At 68.0% G+C, this 16110-nt stretch carries 13 protein-coding genes; 6 read left to right on the top strand and 7 right to left on the bottom strand.

The annotated features are described in order from the left end of the window. A partial coding sequence (gene rpsP / locus RIN43_RS13415) for a 30S ribosomal protein S16 (RefSeq protein WP_309129430.1) occupies positions 1 to 179 on the bottom strand: 179 nt, incomplete at its 3' end. Between the two features lie 207 nt (positions 180 to 386). Between rpsP and RIN43_RS13410 the strand changes: the two genes are divergently transcribed. After that, positions 387 to 1535, top strand: a complete 1149-nt coding sequence (locus tag RIN43_RS13410) for a glutamate--cysteine ligase (protein WP_309129426.1) — start codon at positions 387 to 389, stop codon at positions 1533 to 1535. On the opposite strand, the gene RIN43_RS13405 is transcribed toward RIN43_RS13410, so the two are convergent. Beyond that, positions 1536 to 2504, bottom strand: coding sequence for a sugar-binding domain-containing protein (locus tag RIN43_RS13405; RefSeq protein ID WP_309129425.1), 969 nt, complete (start codon positions 2502 to 2504; stop codon positions 1536 to 1538). It abuts the gene before it with no gap. 99 nt (positions 2505 to 2603) lie between these two features. On the opposite strand from RIN43_RS13405, the gene RIN43_RS13400 reads away from it, so the two are divergent. Both RIN43_RS13400 and glpK read left to right on the top strand, forming a co-directional pair. After that, positions 2604 to 4313 (top strand): glycerol-3-phosphate dehydrogenase/oxidase, encoded by a 1710-nt coding sequence (locus RIN43_RS13400; protein ID WP_309129424.1) that lies wholly within the window; start codon positions 2604 to 2606, stop codon positions 4311 to 4313. A gap of 53 nt (positions 4314 to 4366) precedes the next feature. Continuing rightward, positions 4367 to 5881: a glycerol kinase GlpK gene (glpK, locus tag RIN43_RS13395; RefSeq protein WP_309129423.1), complete on the top strand. Its 1515-nt coding sequence runs from the start codon at positions 4367 to 4369 to the stop codon at positions 5879 to 5881. 90 nt (positions 5882 to 5971) lie between these two features. On the opposite strand, the gene ffh is transcribed toward glpK, so the two are convergent. Together ffh and RIN43_RS13385 are read right to left on the bottom strand one after the other, a co-directional pair. Continuing rightward, positions 5972 to 7525, bottom strand: coding sequence for a signal recognition particle protein (ffh, locus tag RIN43_RS13390; protein WP_309129422.1), 1554 nt, complete (start codon positions 7523 to 7525; stop codon positions 5972 to 5974). A gap of 109 nt (positions 7526 to 7634) precedes the next feature. After that, complete coding sequence (locus tag RIN43_RS13385) at positions 7635 to 8219, bottom strand: TetR/AcrR family transcriptional regulator (protein ID WP_309129421.1); 585 nt, start codon at positions 8217 to 8219, stop codon at positions 7635 to 7637. A 127-nt stretch (positions 8220 to 8346) separates the two neighbouring features. Here RIN43_RS13385 and lipB point away from each other — a divergent pair, with 127 nt between their 5' ends. Both lipB and lipA read left to right on the top strand, forming a co-directional pair. Continuing rightward, the gene (gene lipB, locus RIN43_RS13380; RefSeq protein WP_309129420.1) at positions 8347 to 9000 is read left to right on the top strand and encodes a lipoyl(octanoyl) transferase LipB; all 654 of its coding nucleotides are present in this window, start codon (positions 8347 to 8349) and stop codon (positions 8998 to 9000) included. A 5-nt stretch (positions 9001 to 9005) separates the two neighbouring features. After that, positions 9006 to 9989, top strand: a complete 984-nt coding sequence (gene lipA / locus RIN43_RS13375; protein ID WP_309129429.1) for a lipoyl synthase — start codon at positions 9006 to 9008, stop codon at positions 9987 to 9989. Between the two features lie 46 nt (positions 9990 to 10035). Here lipA and RIN43_RS13370 read toward each other — a convergent pair whose 3' ends face one another. Continuing rightward, positions 10036 to 10536: a DUF2004 domain-containing protein gene (locus tag RIN43_RS13370; protein WP_309129419.1), complete on the bottom strand. Its 501-nt coding sequence runs from the start codon at positions 10534 to 10536 to the stop codon at positions 10036 to 10038. Between the two features lie 38 nt (positions 10537 to 10574). Then, positions 10575 to 11450, bottom strand: coding sequence for a signal recognition particle-docking protein FtsY (gene ftsY / locus RIN43_RS13365; protein WP_309129418.1), 876 nt, complete (start codon positions 11448 to 11450; stop codon positions 10575 to 10577). Positions 11451 to 11473: 23 nt separating this feature from the next. Here ftsY and RIN43_RS13360 point away from each other — a divergent pair, with 23 nt between their 5' ends. Next, positions 11474 to 12133 carry an alpha/beta fold hydrolase gene (locus RIN43_RS13360; protein ID WP_309129417.1) on the top strand — a complete coding sequence of 220 codons (660 nt, stop codon included), beginning with the start codon at positions 11474 to 11476 and terminating at the stop codon, positions 12131 to 12133. A gap of 41 nt (positions 12134 to 12174) precedes the next feature. Here RIN43_RS13360 and smc read toward each other — a convergent pair whose 3' ends face one another. Continuing rightward, complete coding sequence (gene smc / locus RIN43_RS13355) at positions 12175 to 15693, bottom strand: chromosome segregation protein SMC (protein ID WP_309129416.1); 3519 nt, start codon at positions 15691 to 15693, stop codon at positions 12175 to 12177. Positions 15694 to 16110 lie beyond the last annotated feature (417 nt).

Raw genomic sequence — 16110 nt, 5'->3', positions numbered from 1 at the left:
AGCCAGTACTGCGCACGCTCGGAGTCGACCTCGATGAACGAGGGCTCCTCGGTGGGGTGGTACTTGCCGATCTCCTCGATCACGCGACCATCGCGCTTGGTGCGCGAGTCGGCGACGACGATGCGGTAGTACGGCGCACGGATCTTGCCCATGCGCTTGAGACGGATCTTGACAGCCACGATTCTCCTGAATGGTGTGGAAAGGAAGATGAACCGGTCGCCTGGAGCGTGGGGTGCACACCCGGCGGAAGCTCTGCGGGTGGACGGCTGCTGGATAGAGGGTCGAGCAGGCCGTCCGACCCTCTATTCTGCCAGATCCGCCGCGTTGCGCGAAACCGGGCGACACGGACCGTGTGTGCGGCGGAGTGCGCGTGTCAGACTGAGCGCGTGTCGCTCGAATTCGCGCCGTCCGCCCGTTCCACGGTGGGGCTGGAGTGGGAGATCATGCTCGCCGACCCGCAGACGGGCGACCTCGTCGGGCGCGCATCTGAGCTGCTCAGCTCGCTCGAGGCGCAGAGCGCCGGTGAGCGGCACACGGTCACCGGCGAGCTGCTCACGAACACCATCGAGGTGACCAGCGGCGTCGGCGCGCGTGTCGCGGATGCGGTGGACGACATCGCCGCGGCAATCGCCGCCGTGCGCCGGTCGACGGATCCGGCGGGCATCGCACTGCTCAGCGCCGGCAGCCACCCGTTCGCGCAGTGGTTCGATCAGCGCGTCACGGACAAGACCCGCTACCACACGCTGATCGACCGCACCCAGTGGTGGGGGCGGAACATGATGATCTGGGGCATCCATGTGCACGTCGGCGTCGACGACCGCGACAAGGTGCTGCCGATCATCGGTGCGCTCTGCTCCTTCCTGCCGCACCTGCAGGCGCTCTCCGCCTCGAGCCCGTATTGGGCGGGGGAACGCACCGGCTACGCATCAAATCGTGCGCTGGTGTTCCAGCAGCTGCCGACGGCAGGGCTCCCCTGGCCGGTGCGCACCTGGCGCGAGTTCGAGAGCTACCTCGACGACATGGTCCGCACCGGCGTCATGACCGACGCCTCCGAAGTGCGATGGGACATCCGCCCGGCACCGCGCTGGGGAACGATCGAGGTGCGGGCGTGCGACGGGATGTCGACGCTGACGGAGCTCGCTTCGGTGGCCGCCCTGACGCAGTCGCTCGTCGAGCACTTCTCGCGCGAGCTCGACGACGGTCGCACGCTGCCGACGTTGCCGCCATGGTTTCACCGCGAGAACAAATGGCGCGCAGCCCGCTACGGACTCGATGCGCGCGTGATCGTCGATGGGGCCGGCTCGCAGGTGCCGGTGCGCGACCACCTGAACGCCGTGGTCGAGGACCTGTTGCCGACGGCGCGCGAACTCGGGTGCGCCGCTGAGCTCGAAGGCGTGCGCGCCATCGTGCGCGGCGGCGCGAGCTACGCACGGCAGCTGGCCGCTTCAGAAGCGGCCGGAGGCGACCTCCGCGCGGTGGTGCATCATCTGATCACGGAGTTCCGCGCAGGTCCGGCCGGAACGTCGCCCGCGTGATCAGGCGTCCTCGACGAGCAGGCGCGCGAGTGTCTCGTCGAGTACCACGTCGGTGAGCAGACCCGAGGTGATCGCGGCTCGCAGGGCCCCGATCTTCGCCGCCCCCGACACGACGCACATGCGGCGCGGCACCCGACGCAGACGGTCGAGGCCCGGACCCGTGGAGCGGGCGTTCAGCCTGATGTCGCGCCACGTGCCGTCGGCTCTGAAGAACACGGTCGCGACATCGCCGATCGCGTCGTCCTCATGCAGGCTTCGGTAGTCGTCGCGGCTGAGGTAGCCGCCGACGTACACCCGGCTGGGCACCTCGGCACGCGGGGAGCCGAGGCCGAAGACGGCGATGTCCATCTTCGCCTGGAACGACAGCACCCGCCGGGTGCTGCGCTCGCGCCACATCGCCTCGCGCGTGCGGGGATCGTCGAAGAACGCCGGAACCGGGAACTGCTCCACCTGCGCCCCGAACGCCTGACCGAAACGCTGGAGGATGTCGCTGGAGTACTCCAGCCCGCTCGTCTGGGTGTTGCCCGCTCCGTTCAGCTGGACGATGACGGTGCTGTGCGTCTGCTTCGGAACGAGCGAACGACTGACCATGCTGATCGTCGAGCCCCAGGCGACGCCGACCACCATGTTGGAGTCGACGAACTGCGACAGCATCCGCCCCGCCGTCGTCGCGACGCGCTCCAGCCGGTCGACTTCGCTGATCACGCCAGGGACGGGAACGACGTGCGCGGCGACCCGGAATCGCTCCCGGATGCCGTCCTCCAAGCCGCCGACTCGTTCGAGAGGCGAGTTCACACGGATGTCGACGAGGCCGTTCTCACGTGCGTAGGTGAGCAGGCGTGACACCGACGAGCGGGACGTTCCCAGCTCGCGCGCGATCGAATCCATCCGCATGTCCTGCAGATAGTAGAGCTTGGCCGCGGTGAGCGCGGCGGTCGTCCGTGTATCGGTGCGCGAACCGTCGGGCATGTCGGATCCTCCATGCCAAGGATTGCACATTCGTGCACCGGGTTTGCGCGCGATGCTCAACAGGTCGATCCTGGGTGGCAGAGAACGAAAGGGCCGACCATGACCGTGACAACACGCGCTGCACGCCGCGACCACGAGCTGAACAGCATCCGCACCACCGGGCGCACCACCGTTCTCATCATCGGCGGAGGAATCAACGGCATCTCGCTGTTCCGGGATCTCTCATTGCAGGGGATCGACGCCGTGCTCGTCGAGCGCGGCGACTTCGCGAGCGGCGCCTCAGCCGCTTCCAGCCACATGATCCACGGCGGCATCAGGTATCTCGAGAACGGCGAGTTCCGGCTGGTGCGCGAATCCGTGCAGGAGCGCAACGGACTGCTGCGCACAGCGCCTCACTACGTCAAGCCGCTGCAGACGACCATCCCGATCTACTCGACCTTCTCGGGCATCCTGTCCGCTCCCCTGCGGTTCCTCACGCACCGCAGCGGCAGACCGCAGGAGCGCGGAGCCGTACTCATCAAGGCAGGGCTGACGATCTACGACCTGTTCTCCCGCGACGGGGGCTCGGTGCCGCGCCATCGGTTCCTCGGACGTCGACGGTCATTGGCGGAGCTGCCCGAACTCGACCCCCGGGTCAAGTACACCGCCACGTACTACGACGCATCGATGCACGATCCCGAGCGCCTCGCGCTCGACGTGCTGCAGGACGGTCGCGCCGCCCACGCCGCATCTTTCGCGATCAACTACGTCGAAGCGGTCGGGCGCGACGACGACGGCGTGCTGCTGCGCGACCGCGAGACGGCGCAGGAGTTCCGCATCGCTGCCGATGTTGTGGTGAACACATCCGGCCCCTGGACGGACCTCACCAACGAGGCCCTCGGGGTGGACAGCCGCTTCATGGGAGGCACCAAAGGCTCGCACATCGTGCTCGAGAACCCCGAACTGCTCGAGGCGACGCAGGGCAGGGAGATCTTCTTCGAGCACTCCGACGGTCGCATCGTGCTCATCTACCCATTGAAGGGCCGCGTGCTCGTGGGCACCACCGACATCGAGGCCGACCCGCGCGAGCCGGCCCGTTGCACCGAGGAGGAGGTCGAGTACTTCTTCGATCTCATCGATCATGTCTTCCCCGGGATCGAAGTGACGCCCGAGCAGATCGTCTACCGCTTCTCGGGGATCAGGCCGTTGCCGCGCCACGAGGACACCGCTCCCGGGTTCGTCTCGCGCGACTACCGGATCGAAGTCGACAGGAGCGGCGCCGTTCCCGTGCTCAGCCTCGTCGGCGGTAAGTGGACCACGTTCCGAGCCCTCGGGGAGGCGCTGTCCGACCGGGTACTGAAGCTGATCGGGCGCACACGGGTCGTGTCGACCGTCGGCCTGGCGATCGGCGGCGGCCAGGGATTCCCGCGTACGGTTCGCGCCCGCGAGTCGTGGAAGCAGGCGCACCTGCCCGGCGCGGGCACTCGCGGCGACCAGCTGCTCACCCGTTACGGGACGCGTGCCGCCGAGGTATGGGCGCACATCGAACAGGAGGAGGACCGGCCGCTCGCCGGGGGCGCCCTGTCGACGCGCGAGCTCGAGTGGATGGTGGACGCCGAACTCGTCGTGCGCCTTGCCGACGTCATCCTGCGCCGGACCGCGATCGCATTCGTCGGCGACACGACGACCCCACTGCTCGAGGAGGTCGCCGATGCGCTCGCACCTCTGATGGGATGGGACCGCGGACGCCGGGACGCGGAGGTCGAAGCGACAGTGCAGCTGCTGAACGAGGCGCACGGTCTGACACTCGCCGTTCCGACCCGCGGCTGAGCGCGCGCAGCGCCCCGTCGATGATGACGCAACCGGCACGAAGGAGACGCCCCATGCCCGATCACATTCTGTCCATCGACCAGGGCACGACCTCGAGCAGGGCGATCATCTTCGACCGCACGGGGACGATCGTCGCCACGGGGCAGAAGGAGCACGAGCAGATCCTGCCCCGTGCGGGCTGGGTCGAGCACGATCCTGCCGAGATCTGGCGCAACGTGCAGGAGGTGATCGGGCTCGCGCTGACCCGAGCGCATCTCACCCGCCACGACATCGCAGCCATCGGCATCACCAATCAGCGCGAGACCGCGGTCGTCTGGGATCGCACGACCGGAGCCCCGGTGTACAACGCGATCGTCTGGCAGGACACGCGCACGCAGGAGATCGTCGACCGCCTCGCAGCAGACGGGGGCGTCGACAGGTTCAAGCCGGACGTCGGACTGCCGCTGGCCACGTACTTCTCGGGAACGAAGGTCGCCTGGATCCTCGAGAACGTCGAGGGCGCACGCGCCAGGGCCGAAGCCGGCGAGCTGATGTTCGGAACGACCGACTCCTGGGTGCTGTGGAATCTGACGGGCGGGGTGTCAGGCGGAATCCACGCGACGGACGTGACCAATGCGTCGCGGACGATGTTCATGGATCTGCGAACGCTCGAGTGGCGCGACGACATCCTCGACGCGTTCGGCGTACCGCGCTCGATGATGCCCGAGATCAGATCGTCGTCGGAGGTGTACGGCAAAGCAGAGAACTCGTCGCTGCTGCGCGAGACGCCCATCGCCGGCATCCTCGGGGATCAGCAGGCCGCGACGTTCGGGCAGGCCGCCTTCGCCGCGGGCGAGAGCAAGAACACGTACGGAACCGGATGCTTCCTCATCGTCAACACGGGCACCGAGTTCGTGCAGTCGAAGAACGGCCTGCTCACCACCGTCGGTTACAAGCTTGGCGACGAGCCGGCGCACTATGCACTGGAAGGCTCGATCGCCGTGGCGGGCTCACTGGTCCAGTGGCTGCGCGATCAGCTGGGGCTGATCGACTCCGCCCCTGAAGTGGAGGAGCTCGCCCGGCAGGTCGACGACAACGGCGGCGTCTACATCGTGCCGGCGTTCTCGGGCCTGTTCACGCCGTACTGGCGACCTGACGCGCGTGGCGCGATCGTGGGCCTCACCCGCTTCGCGAATCGCGCCCACATCGCACGCGCGGCTCTCGAAGCAGTCGCCTTTCAGACCCGCGATGTGCTCGACGCCGTGAACGCCGACGCCGGCGTGACGCTGAGCGAGCTGAAGGTCGACGGCGGCATGGTCGCGAACGACGCCCTCATGCAGTTCCAATCCGACATCCTCGGCGTCCCGGTGGTGCGCCCCGTCGTCGCCGAGACGACGGCACTCGGCGCCGCCTATGCCGCCGGGCTTGCGGTGGACTTCTGGAGCGGGCTGGACGAACTCCGGTCGAACTGGCGAGAGGACCGTCGCTGGGAACCCGCTCTCGCCCACACAGAGCGCGACCGCCAGCTGCGGCTCTGGCGCAAGGCTGTCACCAAGTCGATGGACTGGGTCGACGACGACGTGCTGTGAGCCGCGGATGCGTCGACCTCGGCGGACGACCCGCCCCACGGACGGATGACGCAGGTCGGGCCCAGCGTGTTCGACGGCGCAGAGCGTGACTCAGCGCTTGCCGAACAGCTTCTGGATCTCGGCGAGATCGGCCTCGCTGGGCGCCTGCTGAGCGCCGCCGAGCCCGAATCCCGAACCGGTGGGGGTGGCGTTCGCCCCGGCCAGCCCGGCGTTCTCGGCGGCTCGCTTGGCCGGGTTGCCGGAGCGCGAGCCCCCCTTGCTCTTCGAGCCCTTCCTGCCGCGCTTGGCCGATGCGCCGGGCTTGCCCATGGGGCCCATACCCGGGAGCTGCGGTGTCCCGCCGCGGGCGACGGTCTTCATCATCTTCGCCGCCTGCTCGAATCGCTGCACCAGCTGATTGACGTCGGTGACCGTCATGCCCGATCCGTTGGCGATGCGCAGGCGACGCGAGCCGTTGAGGATCTTGGGGTTGCGTCGCTCCCCCGGTGTCATGGACCGGATGATCGCCTCGGTGCGATCGATCTCGCGCTCGTCGAAGTCCTCGAGCTGCTGCTTCATCTGGCCCATGCCCGGGAGCATCCCGAGCATCTTCTTCATCGAGCCCATCTTCTTCATCTGCTGAAGCTGCTCGAGAAAGTCCTCGAGGGTGAAGGCCTCGTTCGCCAGCTTCTCGGCGACCTTCTTCGCCTCCTCCTCGTCGAATGCCTGCTGGGCCTGCTCGATGAGGGTGAGGATGTCGCCGAGGTCGAGGATGCGGCTCGCCATACGGTCGGGGTGGAACTGCTCGAGGTCCTCGAGGTTCTCACCGGTGGAGGCGAAGATGATCGGGCGGCCGGTCACCGAGGCCACTGAGAGCGCCGCGCCGCCACGGGCATCGCCGTCGAGCTTCGACAGCACGACACCGGTGAAATCGACACCCTCCTGGAAGGCCTTTGCGGTGTTCACCGCATCCTGACCGATCATGGCGTCGATGACGAACAGGACCTCGTCGGGGTCGGTCGCCCTGCGGATGTCGGCGGCCTGCTTCATCAGCTCGGCGTCGACTCCGAGCCGTCCCGCGGTGTCGATGATGACGACATCATGCTGCTGACGGCGAGCGTGCTCGACGCCGTCCTTCGACACCTTCACCGGGTCGCCGACGCCGTTCCCCGGCTCGGGTGCGTAGATCGCCGCGCCGGCGCGCTCGGCGACGACCTGCAGCTGGTTCACGGCGTTGGGGCGCTGAAGATCGGCCGCGACGAGCAGCGGAGTGTGGCCCTCGCCCTCGAGCTGCTTGGCGAGCTTGCCCGCGAAGGTCGTCTTACCCGATCCCTGCAGGCCGGCGAGCATGATCACAGTCGGCGGATTCTTGGCGAACTCCAGGCGGCGCTGCTCACCGCCGAGAATCGCGACCAGCTCTTCGTTCACGATCTGCACGACCTGCTGCGCCGGGTTCAGCGCCTTGCTGACCTCGTCGCCGAGGGCGCGCTCGCGCACCTTCGCGGTGAAGTCCTTCACGACCACGAGCGCCACGTCGGCATCGAGCAGGGCTCGGCGGATCTCGCGGACGGTGCCGTCGACGTCGGCGGGGCTCAGCTTTCCCTTCGTGCGGAGGTTGCGGAAGGTCTCGGTGAGCCGATCGGAGAGCGTGCCAAAGGTAGCCATGGTGTCACCGATTCTACGCGAGCGGCGCCCCCACGCTCAGCGCGACCCGGAAGGGTTTCGTCGGACGCGACGCCGCGCGGCCGTGTCCGGCTCCCCGAGAAACGTCCGCTCAGCCCCAGGGAAGATCGTGGATGCTACGGAGGGCCGCGTCGAACTGCGCCTCGAGGGACGCCTGCCCTGCACCCTGCTCCGCCCACACGCGAAGCGACGACAGCACGGCCGCCGCCACAGCGGCGCCGAGGATGTCCGCGCGGACCTCGTCGATGCCTGCGCTGCGCGCTGCACCGGCGACGGCCGACGAGATGCGCGCATGGCGGAGTCCGGTGTCGCGCATCAGCTCCGTCTCCAACCCCATCGCCTGCGCGTTGCGCAGGGCCAACACGAGAGGATCGGGCGCGAAACCATGCACGATCGGCAGCACGGCCGCGCGGATGGCATCCCCGTCGGCCTCCGTGCCGAGCGCCGCGAGGGAGACCGACGCCTCCTCGATGCGCGCATCAAGACCCGACCACAGCACATCGCTCTTCGACGAGAAGTAGTTGAAGAAGCTGGAGCGGCTCACGCCCGCTCGGCGGGTGATGTCGGCTATCGACGTCTCGTCGTACCCCTGCTCGAGGAACAGTTCGCAGGCGGCCTCCGCGAGGGTCTCACGCGACGATGCCCTCGGCCTGCCGGCTCGGGTCTCGGATGTCATAGTCGCCAGCGTAGCCCTGCCCGGATGCCACACCGTGAACAGAACCCTGCCCCGACGACTGAACCAGGTATTGTTGCACTGCATCCAACAACGTTGGCCAGGTGGCCGCGAAGGCAAGGGGTTGTCAATGCTCGACATCCGGATCGCCGGTCTCGCACCGGACTACGTCCCATACCGCGACGGGTGGGAGCTGCAGCGCAGCGTCCACCGAGAAGTCGTCGCGGGCGACCGTGACGACACGCTCCTGCTGCTGGAGCATGAGGCCGTCTACACCGCCGGCAAGCGCACTGAGCCGCACGAGCGACCGCAGGACGGCACACCTGTGGTCGATGTCGACCGCGGGGGCAAGATCACCTGGCACGGCCCCGGACAGCTGGTCGGCTACCCCATTGTGCGCCTCCGCGAGCCGATGGACGTGGTCGCCCATGTTCGCCGGCTGGAGCGCCTGCTGATCGACGTGCTGCGCCCGATCGGCGTCGACGGATACCAGGTCGAGGGGCGCAGCGGTGTATGGGTCCGCCGTCCACTCAGCGAGGACAAGGTGGCCGCCATCGGCATGCGGGTGCAGCAGGGCGTGACGATGCACGGGTTCGCGGTCAACTGCGACAACTCGCTCGCCGCATTCCGCGGCATCATCCCGTGCGGGATCACGGATGCCGGGGTCACCACGATCAGTGAGGTGGTCGGCGCCGACGTCTCCCCCGCGGACATCGTGCGGGCCGTGTCGGACGCGTTCGCCACGGAGTACGCAACCGTGCAGAACGCGGAGGTGGCCGCGTGAGTGGTATGGCACCCGAGGGACGAAAGCTGCTTCGCCTGGAGATCCGCAACTCCTCGACGCCCATCGAGCGCAAACCGGAGTGGATCCGCACCAAGGCCAAGATGGGCCCGGAGTATCAGGCGCTGCACTCCCTGGTGAAGAGCGAGGAGCTGCACACCGTCTGCCAGGAGGCCGGTTGCCCGAACATCTACGAGTGCTGGGAGGATCGCGAGGCGACGTTCCTCATCGGTGGATCGCAGTGCACCCGTCGCTGTGACTTCTGCCAGATCGACACGGGCAAGCCCGCGGATTACGACACCGACGAGCCCCGTCGCGTGGCCGAGAGCGTGCAGCGCATGGCCCTGCGCTACGCCACAGTCACGAGCGTCGCACGCGACGACCTTCCCGACACGGGTGCCTGGCTGAACGCGGAGACGGTGCGGCAGATCCACGCGCTCAACCCGAACACCGGCGTTGAGCTGCTCGCGAACGAGCACAACGCCGATCCGGCGTTCCTCGGGCAGATCTTCGACGCCAGGCCCGAGGTGTTCGCGCACAACGTCGAGACCGTTCCTCGGATCTTCAAACGCATCCGTCCCGCATTCCGGTATGAGCGATCACTGAACGTGATCACGCAGGGCCATCAGGCCGGTCTGATCACCAAGTCGAATCTCATCCTCGGCATGGGCGAGGAGCCGGAGGAAGTGGTTCAGGCGTTGCGCGACCTGCACGACGCCGGGTGCGACATCATCACCATCACGCAGTATCTGCGTCCGTCCCCGCGCCATCTGCCGGTGGGGCGCTGGGTGAAGCCGGATGAGTTCATCGAGTTCAAGGCGGAGGCGGAACGGATCGGGTTCCTCGGCGTGCTCGCGGGACCACTGGTGCGCTCGTCGTACCGCGCCGGGCGGCTGTGGGCTCAGTCGATGCTGTCGAAGGGGCGTCCCATTCCCTCGCACCTCGCGCACATCGCCGATGGCGTCGAACTGGGCTTCGCCCAGGCGGTCTGATCTCCGCTCCGATCGAGCCACCGTCGACGACGGCCAGCGGTCTGTGTCAGTCCGCGCTCATCACCGACAGGACGGCACCGTCCGAGCCGAGGTTGACGAGCAAAACGTCATCGGTGGCGTCCGCGTCGAGCGCGTACTCCATCACCGCGAAGGGCTCGGTGCCACCGTGTTCGTCCGCGAGGATCGTCATGCTCATCAGCCGCAGCGAGCGGATGATGTCCACGGCGGCATCGCCGCTGACATCCACCAGGACGTCCTCCAGCTCGTCGCCGAATACCTCCTGCTGCTGCAGGATGTACTCGGTCACCTCGCTGGTGCGATCGTCGACCTCGCCGAGCATCGCCCTGCGCACTGTCGCATCCAGGTTCTCGATGCCGGCGATCAGTGCGGCAGCCATGTCGAGGGCGTCCTGCGACACGTCGTCCTGGTCGGGCGCGGTGAGATCCACCGTCACCGACTGGTCGCCGAACTCGACTCGCTCCGTCCAGAAGATGGCACCGTCGGGCCCGGAGGAAAGGACCCCGAAGTAGTCGTGTTCGATCGCCATATCGCTATGAAACCAGCCTCTCGGTTGCGGCGGTAGCCCTACGCGCCGACGAGCGACGAGACGAAGACGTGGGGCGTGAAACCGGTGAGGTCATCGATCCCCTCGCCTTGGCCGAGCAGCTTCACGGGGATCCCCGTCCGCTCCTGCACGGCCAGCAGGAATCCGCCCTTCGCGGAGCCGTCCAGCTTGGTGATGACCAGCCCTGTGACTCCGGCGTGCTGCAGAAAGGCCTCTGCCTGCATGACGCCGTTCTGACCGGTCGTGGCATCGAGCACGAGCAGCACTTCGCTGATCGGAGCCTGCTTCTCGATCACACGGCGCACCTTGGACAGCTCGTCCATCAGGCCGCCCTTGGTGTGCAGCCGGCCGGCCGTGTCGATGATCGCGATCTCGATGCCCTGCTGCTTTGCGTACTCCACGGTCTGGTAGGCGACGGAGGCCGGATCCTGCCCTTCGTGCTGAGGACGCACCATGGCCGCTCCCCCACGCTGAGCCCAGGTGGCGAGCTGATCCACAGCGGCAGCGCGGAAGGTGTCTGCGCCGCCGACGACCACACTGCGCTCGAAGCCGCGCAGGAACTTGGTGAACTTCCCGATCGTGGTGGTCTTGCCCACGCCGTTCACGCCGACGACGAGCACGACAGCCGGGCGCTCGGTGAGCTTCAGCGTGGTGTCGAACTTCGCGAAGCGCTCCTCGAGCGTCTCGCGCAGCATCCGCTGCAGGTCCTTCGGATCCGTCGTGCGATATCTGTCGACCTTCTCGTGAAGCTCGTCGAGCAGCTGTTCCGTGATGTCGGGGCCGAAGTCCGCGGTGATCAGCGCGGTCTCAAGGTCCTCCCACGTCGTCTCGTCGATCGTGGGCTTGACGAACATGCCACGCAGAGCGCGACCGAGGGACCAGGACTTCTCCGCCATGACTCCAGCCTACGATGGCGGACATGGCCTTCCGTCGCGTGTTCCTGCATGGCGCCGGACGCAGGGGTGCGGATGCGTGGCCTCACGCCGATCCGGCCGGCGGCGATTTCGTGACTTTCGCCGAGGGATCGTCGGTCGCCGGGCAGGCGGAGTCGCTGGTGCGTCACTTCAGCGGCGACCCGGCCCTGGTCTTCGCCCATTCGATCGGCGCGGTACCCGCCGTTCTCGCCGCCCGCCGGCTGCGAGTGGCCGGGCTCGTGCTGGTCGAGCCGGCGTTGTACGACATCGCGCGCGGTCACGAGGCGATCGAGCGGCACATCGCCATCGTCACCGAGGCCCGCACATTGTCGGAATCCGGCGATCTGCGTGGATTCTGGGCCATCCTCCGCCCGCTCATGTTCGGCGGTCCGTACGACGCGGCGGCGTGGGAGAAGGAACAACGAGTGGCCGAACGTTGGGCGCGCACCAACCTTCCCTGGGGTCACGGCGTACGACCTGAGATGCTCGCCGGCATCCGCACTCTCGTCGTCACCGGAGGCTGGAACGAGGAGTACGAGACGATAGCGAAGGCGCTCGTCTCCGGCGGCGCGGAGCACGTGATCGCCGACGGCGCAGGCCATCGCGCTCAGGATGCTGAGGGCTTCGCTCCTGCGGTGCACGAGTTCGAGTCCACGCTCACCTGACACGCCGACGGGCCGACATCCTGGCCGCGCAAGGCAGCCGGTCAGCTCGCGACGCGGTCGCCCACCCGCTGACCGACCACCGCGGAGACGCCGTCCTGCCGCATGGAGACGCCGTAGAGCGCATCGGCTATCTCCATCGTCCGCTTCTGGTGCGTGATCACCAGCAGCTGTGAGCTCTCACGCAGCTGCTCGAAGACCGTCAGCAGCCGCCCCAGGTTGGCGTCGTCGAGCGCGGCTTCGACCTCGTCCAGAATGTAGAACGGGCTGGGCCGTGCTTTGAAGATGGCGACCAGCAGCGCCACCGCGGCCAGCGATCGCTCCCCGCCCGAGAGCAGTGACAGTCGCTCGATCTTCTTGCCGACCGGTCGCACCGCCACCTCGATCCCGGTGGTGAGCATGTCGTCGGGATTCGTCAGCGAGATACTGCCCGCACCGCCGGGGAACAGCAGAGGGAACACCTCGCCGAACGCCTGCTTGGTGTCTTCGAACGCGGACGCGAAGATCACCTGCATCCGCTCATCGAGGTCGGCGATGATCGTGAGCAGATCCTGCCGTGTCTTCGTCAGATCAGCCAGCTGCTCGGTCAGGAACGCGTGCCGCTGCTCGAGCGCCGCGAACTCCTCGAGGGCGAGCGGGTTGACCCTCCCGAGCTGCGCGAGCTTCCGCTCCGCATCCTTCAGGCGTCGTTCCTGGATGCGTCGATCGAATGGGATCGCCTCATCCTCGTCAGCGTCCTCGGCTCCCGGGTCGCGCGGGACCGGCTGGTCAGGTCCATATTCCGCAACGAGAATTTCTTCGTCGAGCGCGAGCTCCGATGCCACCCGATCGAGGAGACCGGACAGATGCAGCTTCTTCTCGTGGATCTGAAGTTCCAGTCCGTGGACGCTCTCCGTCAGTCCTGCCAGGCGTTCCCGCAGAGAACCCTCCTGCCTGCGAAGCACGGTCAGCTCCTCGTTGTGCGCCGAGCGCTCTTCCTCCGCCTTCGTCAGTGCGATGCGAGCCTCGGTGACGGAGCGGTCAAGCGAATCGAGTACGCGCGGCAGCTCGTCGGCGACAGCGGATGCGGCCTCGCGCTGCGCGCGGCGTATCACCGCGCGTCTGGCCGTTTCGGCGGCCGCCTCGCGTTCCTGTTCGCGCTGACGTTCCAGCGCGACGACGCGTGCCTGTGCCGCGCGGACCCGTTCGCGCAGCGTTTCGATGTCCAACCGGGCCCGCACTTCGCCCTCGCGCGCGGACTCCAGTGCCTCGAGCAGTCCGTCGCGCGCGGAGGCGTCGAGCACCGGGCGCGGCTCGGATTCCGACTCTTCGAGCTCGGCCTTGGCGCGGGCAGCCGCCTGCTCGGCTTCGGCCACCGCGGACTGCGCCTGAGAGAGCCCCGCCTCCAGGCGGTCGCACTCCGCGACAGCCGCTTCGTGCTGTACGGTGACGCGGTTCACCTGCTCGGCATGCGATGCGAGCGCGGCGTCGTGCTCCCGCAGAGCCTGAAGCGCCTCCTTGGAGCGTCGCCGCGCGTCCTCGACGCGCTCGGTCGCCTCGATCCTCGCCTCGCGCAGGCTGTCCACGATGACGCGGACCTCCTCCAGCCGCTCACGTGCGGCATCGCGCTCTGCCGTGAGCTCGAGACGGGATGCCTCGCCCGACCCCGCACGCATGGTGTGCGACGTGACGACCTCGCCGTTCTTGGTGACGATCGTCGTCCGCGAATCGGACACGGCATCGAGCGCCGCCCGCGCGGTACGCGCGGCCGGCAGGTCGTCGGCGATGACCACGGAGGCGAGGATCGCCAGCACTCCGCCCGGCGCGTCCACGACGCCCGCGGCCGGCACCGCGCCGGGGAGCTTCGCGGTGAGCGTGGCGGCCGCCTTCCGTCCCTCGGCGATGACGATGTCGACGGTGCCCCTCGCGCCACCGCCCTCTATCAGCGAGAACGCGTGCTCGGCGCTGTCGACGAGCACGCCTTCCGCGAGCGGTCCGAGCACGGCAGCGATCGCCGCTTCGTAGCCTGCACGGACCTGCACCGAATCGCCCACCAGGCCGCGGACGCCCGCCGCACCGGATGCCACGATCTCCGCCGCGCCGCCGGAGAGCGCGAGGGCGCTGCCCAAGGCCGCCGCCTTCGCTGTGAGCGCATCCGCCTCGCGCTCGGCATCGTGAAGCCGCTCACGCAGCGAGTCCCGTTCCGCCTCGGCTGCGGTGACCTCCTTCTGCGCATCCTCGTACGCCGCGGCGTACTCGGCGGCAGAACCCTCGGGCGCCTCCGCATCCTCGATCGCTTCCAGCGCATCGGCGGCCTCGCGCCGACGCGTGTGAGCCGCCTCGAGAGCGTTCTCCTGGCGCAGGACGGCACCGCGCACGGCAGCGAGGGCAGATGCCGCCGCATCTGCGTTGCCTCGCAGAGTAGTCAGACGCATGTCGTAGGCCGACACCAGGGCGCTCTGCTCGGCGATGTCCACATCGAGCGTGTCCAGCTCAGCACGTGCGTTCATCACCTCGCGGCTCGCGGTCGCCGCCGCATCCTGAGCATCACCGAGGCCTTCGGAGATTCGCGTGATCTCGTCCTTGGCCTCGTCGATGGTGTCCTGCGTGACGGTGATCGCGGTGACGGTGTCATCGTCTTCGCTGCCGAGAAGCGCCAGACGCTGGTTGGCGAGGGTGTACAGCGCCCGCATGCGGTCCTGTGCCTGCTCCAGGCCGAACGCGACCCGCCGCGCCTCATCGACCGCCGTCGAGTTCTGTTCCGCCTCCAGCCTTACGATGTCCGCTCGCACCGCATCGAGTTGCTCCGACAGCACCAGTCGTTCGGTATGCCGCTCGTGCTCCGTGCGGGTGTGGTCGGCCAGCGCCGTGCGCAGGGCCACCACGTCATCGGCGAAGAGGCGCGCCTTGGCGTCGCGCACCACTGCGGCGATCGTCTGTGCTTCGCGAGCGATCTCCGCCTGGCGTCCGAGCGGCTTGAGCTGTCGACGGATCTCGCCGGCGAGGTCGCTGAGGCGGGTGAGGTTGGTCTCCATGGCGTCGAGCTTGCGCAGGGTCTTCTCTTTGCGGCGCCGATGCTTGAGGATTCCCGCCGCCTCCTCGATGAACCCGCGGCGATCCTCCGGGGAGGCCTGCAGAACCGTGTCGAGCCGGCCCTGACCCACGATCACGTGCATCTCACGCCCGAGGCCGGAGTCGCTGAGCAGCTCCTGCACGTCGAGCAGCCGGCAGCTCGAGCCGTTGATCGCGTACTCGCTCGAGCCGTTGCGGAACAGCGTGCGGCTGATCGTCACCTCGGCGTACTCGATGGGCAGCGCGCCATCGGCGTTGTCGATGGTCAACTGAACCTCTGCCCGGCCGAGGGGACCGCGGGTCGAGGTGCCGGCGAAGATGACGTCCTCCATCTTGCCGCCGCGGAGAGTCTTGGCGCCCTGCTCCCCCATAACCCAAGCGAGCGCGTCGACGACGTTGGACTTGCCCGAGCCGTTCGGCCCGACGATGCAGGTCACACCGGGTTCGAAGACGAAGGTCGTGGGCTGGGCGAACGACTTGAAGCCCTTGAGCGTCAGGCTCTTCAGATGCATGCCGAGACTCCAGGCGTCGGAAGGGCGTGAGCGGTCGCGTGAGGCACGGAATCACGCTACCGGAACGGCGGCCCGCAACCGGGATCACGCGCGGAGCGGGAGCGGATCGCCGACCCTTGGAAGGGGCCGATCGAGCCGCGACACGCCGAAGAATCGACGGATGGCTTGACGGCAGCTGGGAATTGTCGCTAGCGTGACACACCGATCACACGAGAGGAGGTCACCGATGATGATTACGAAGCTGAGCCGCAGGCTCCACGCCGCAGATCCAGCCTGCGCAGGCAACGCCGCGCACTCGGTGACCTTCGCCGGCGCCGCAGGCTAGAACCGCCCCGCCCCATCTCTCGACTCGCCCGACGTCCAGCGTTCGGCCGATGATCGACGCCGCTGCCTCTTGAGCAGCAGGCTCTCCGCCCT

The sequence above is a fragment of the Microbacterium sp. genome, from assembly GCF_031178445.1.
Classification (GTDB): domain Bacteria; phylum Actinomycetota; class Actinomycetes; order Actinomycetales; family Microbacteriaceae; genus Microbacterium.
Note: the sequence above shows the minus strand (reverse complement) of the source record. Positions and strands in the feature narration are given on the sequence as shown.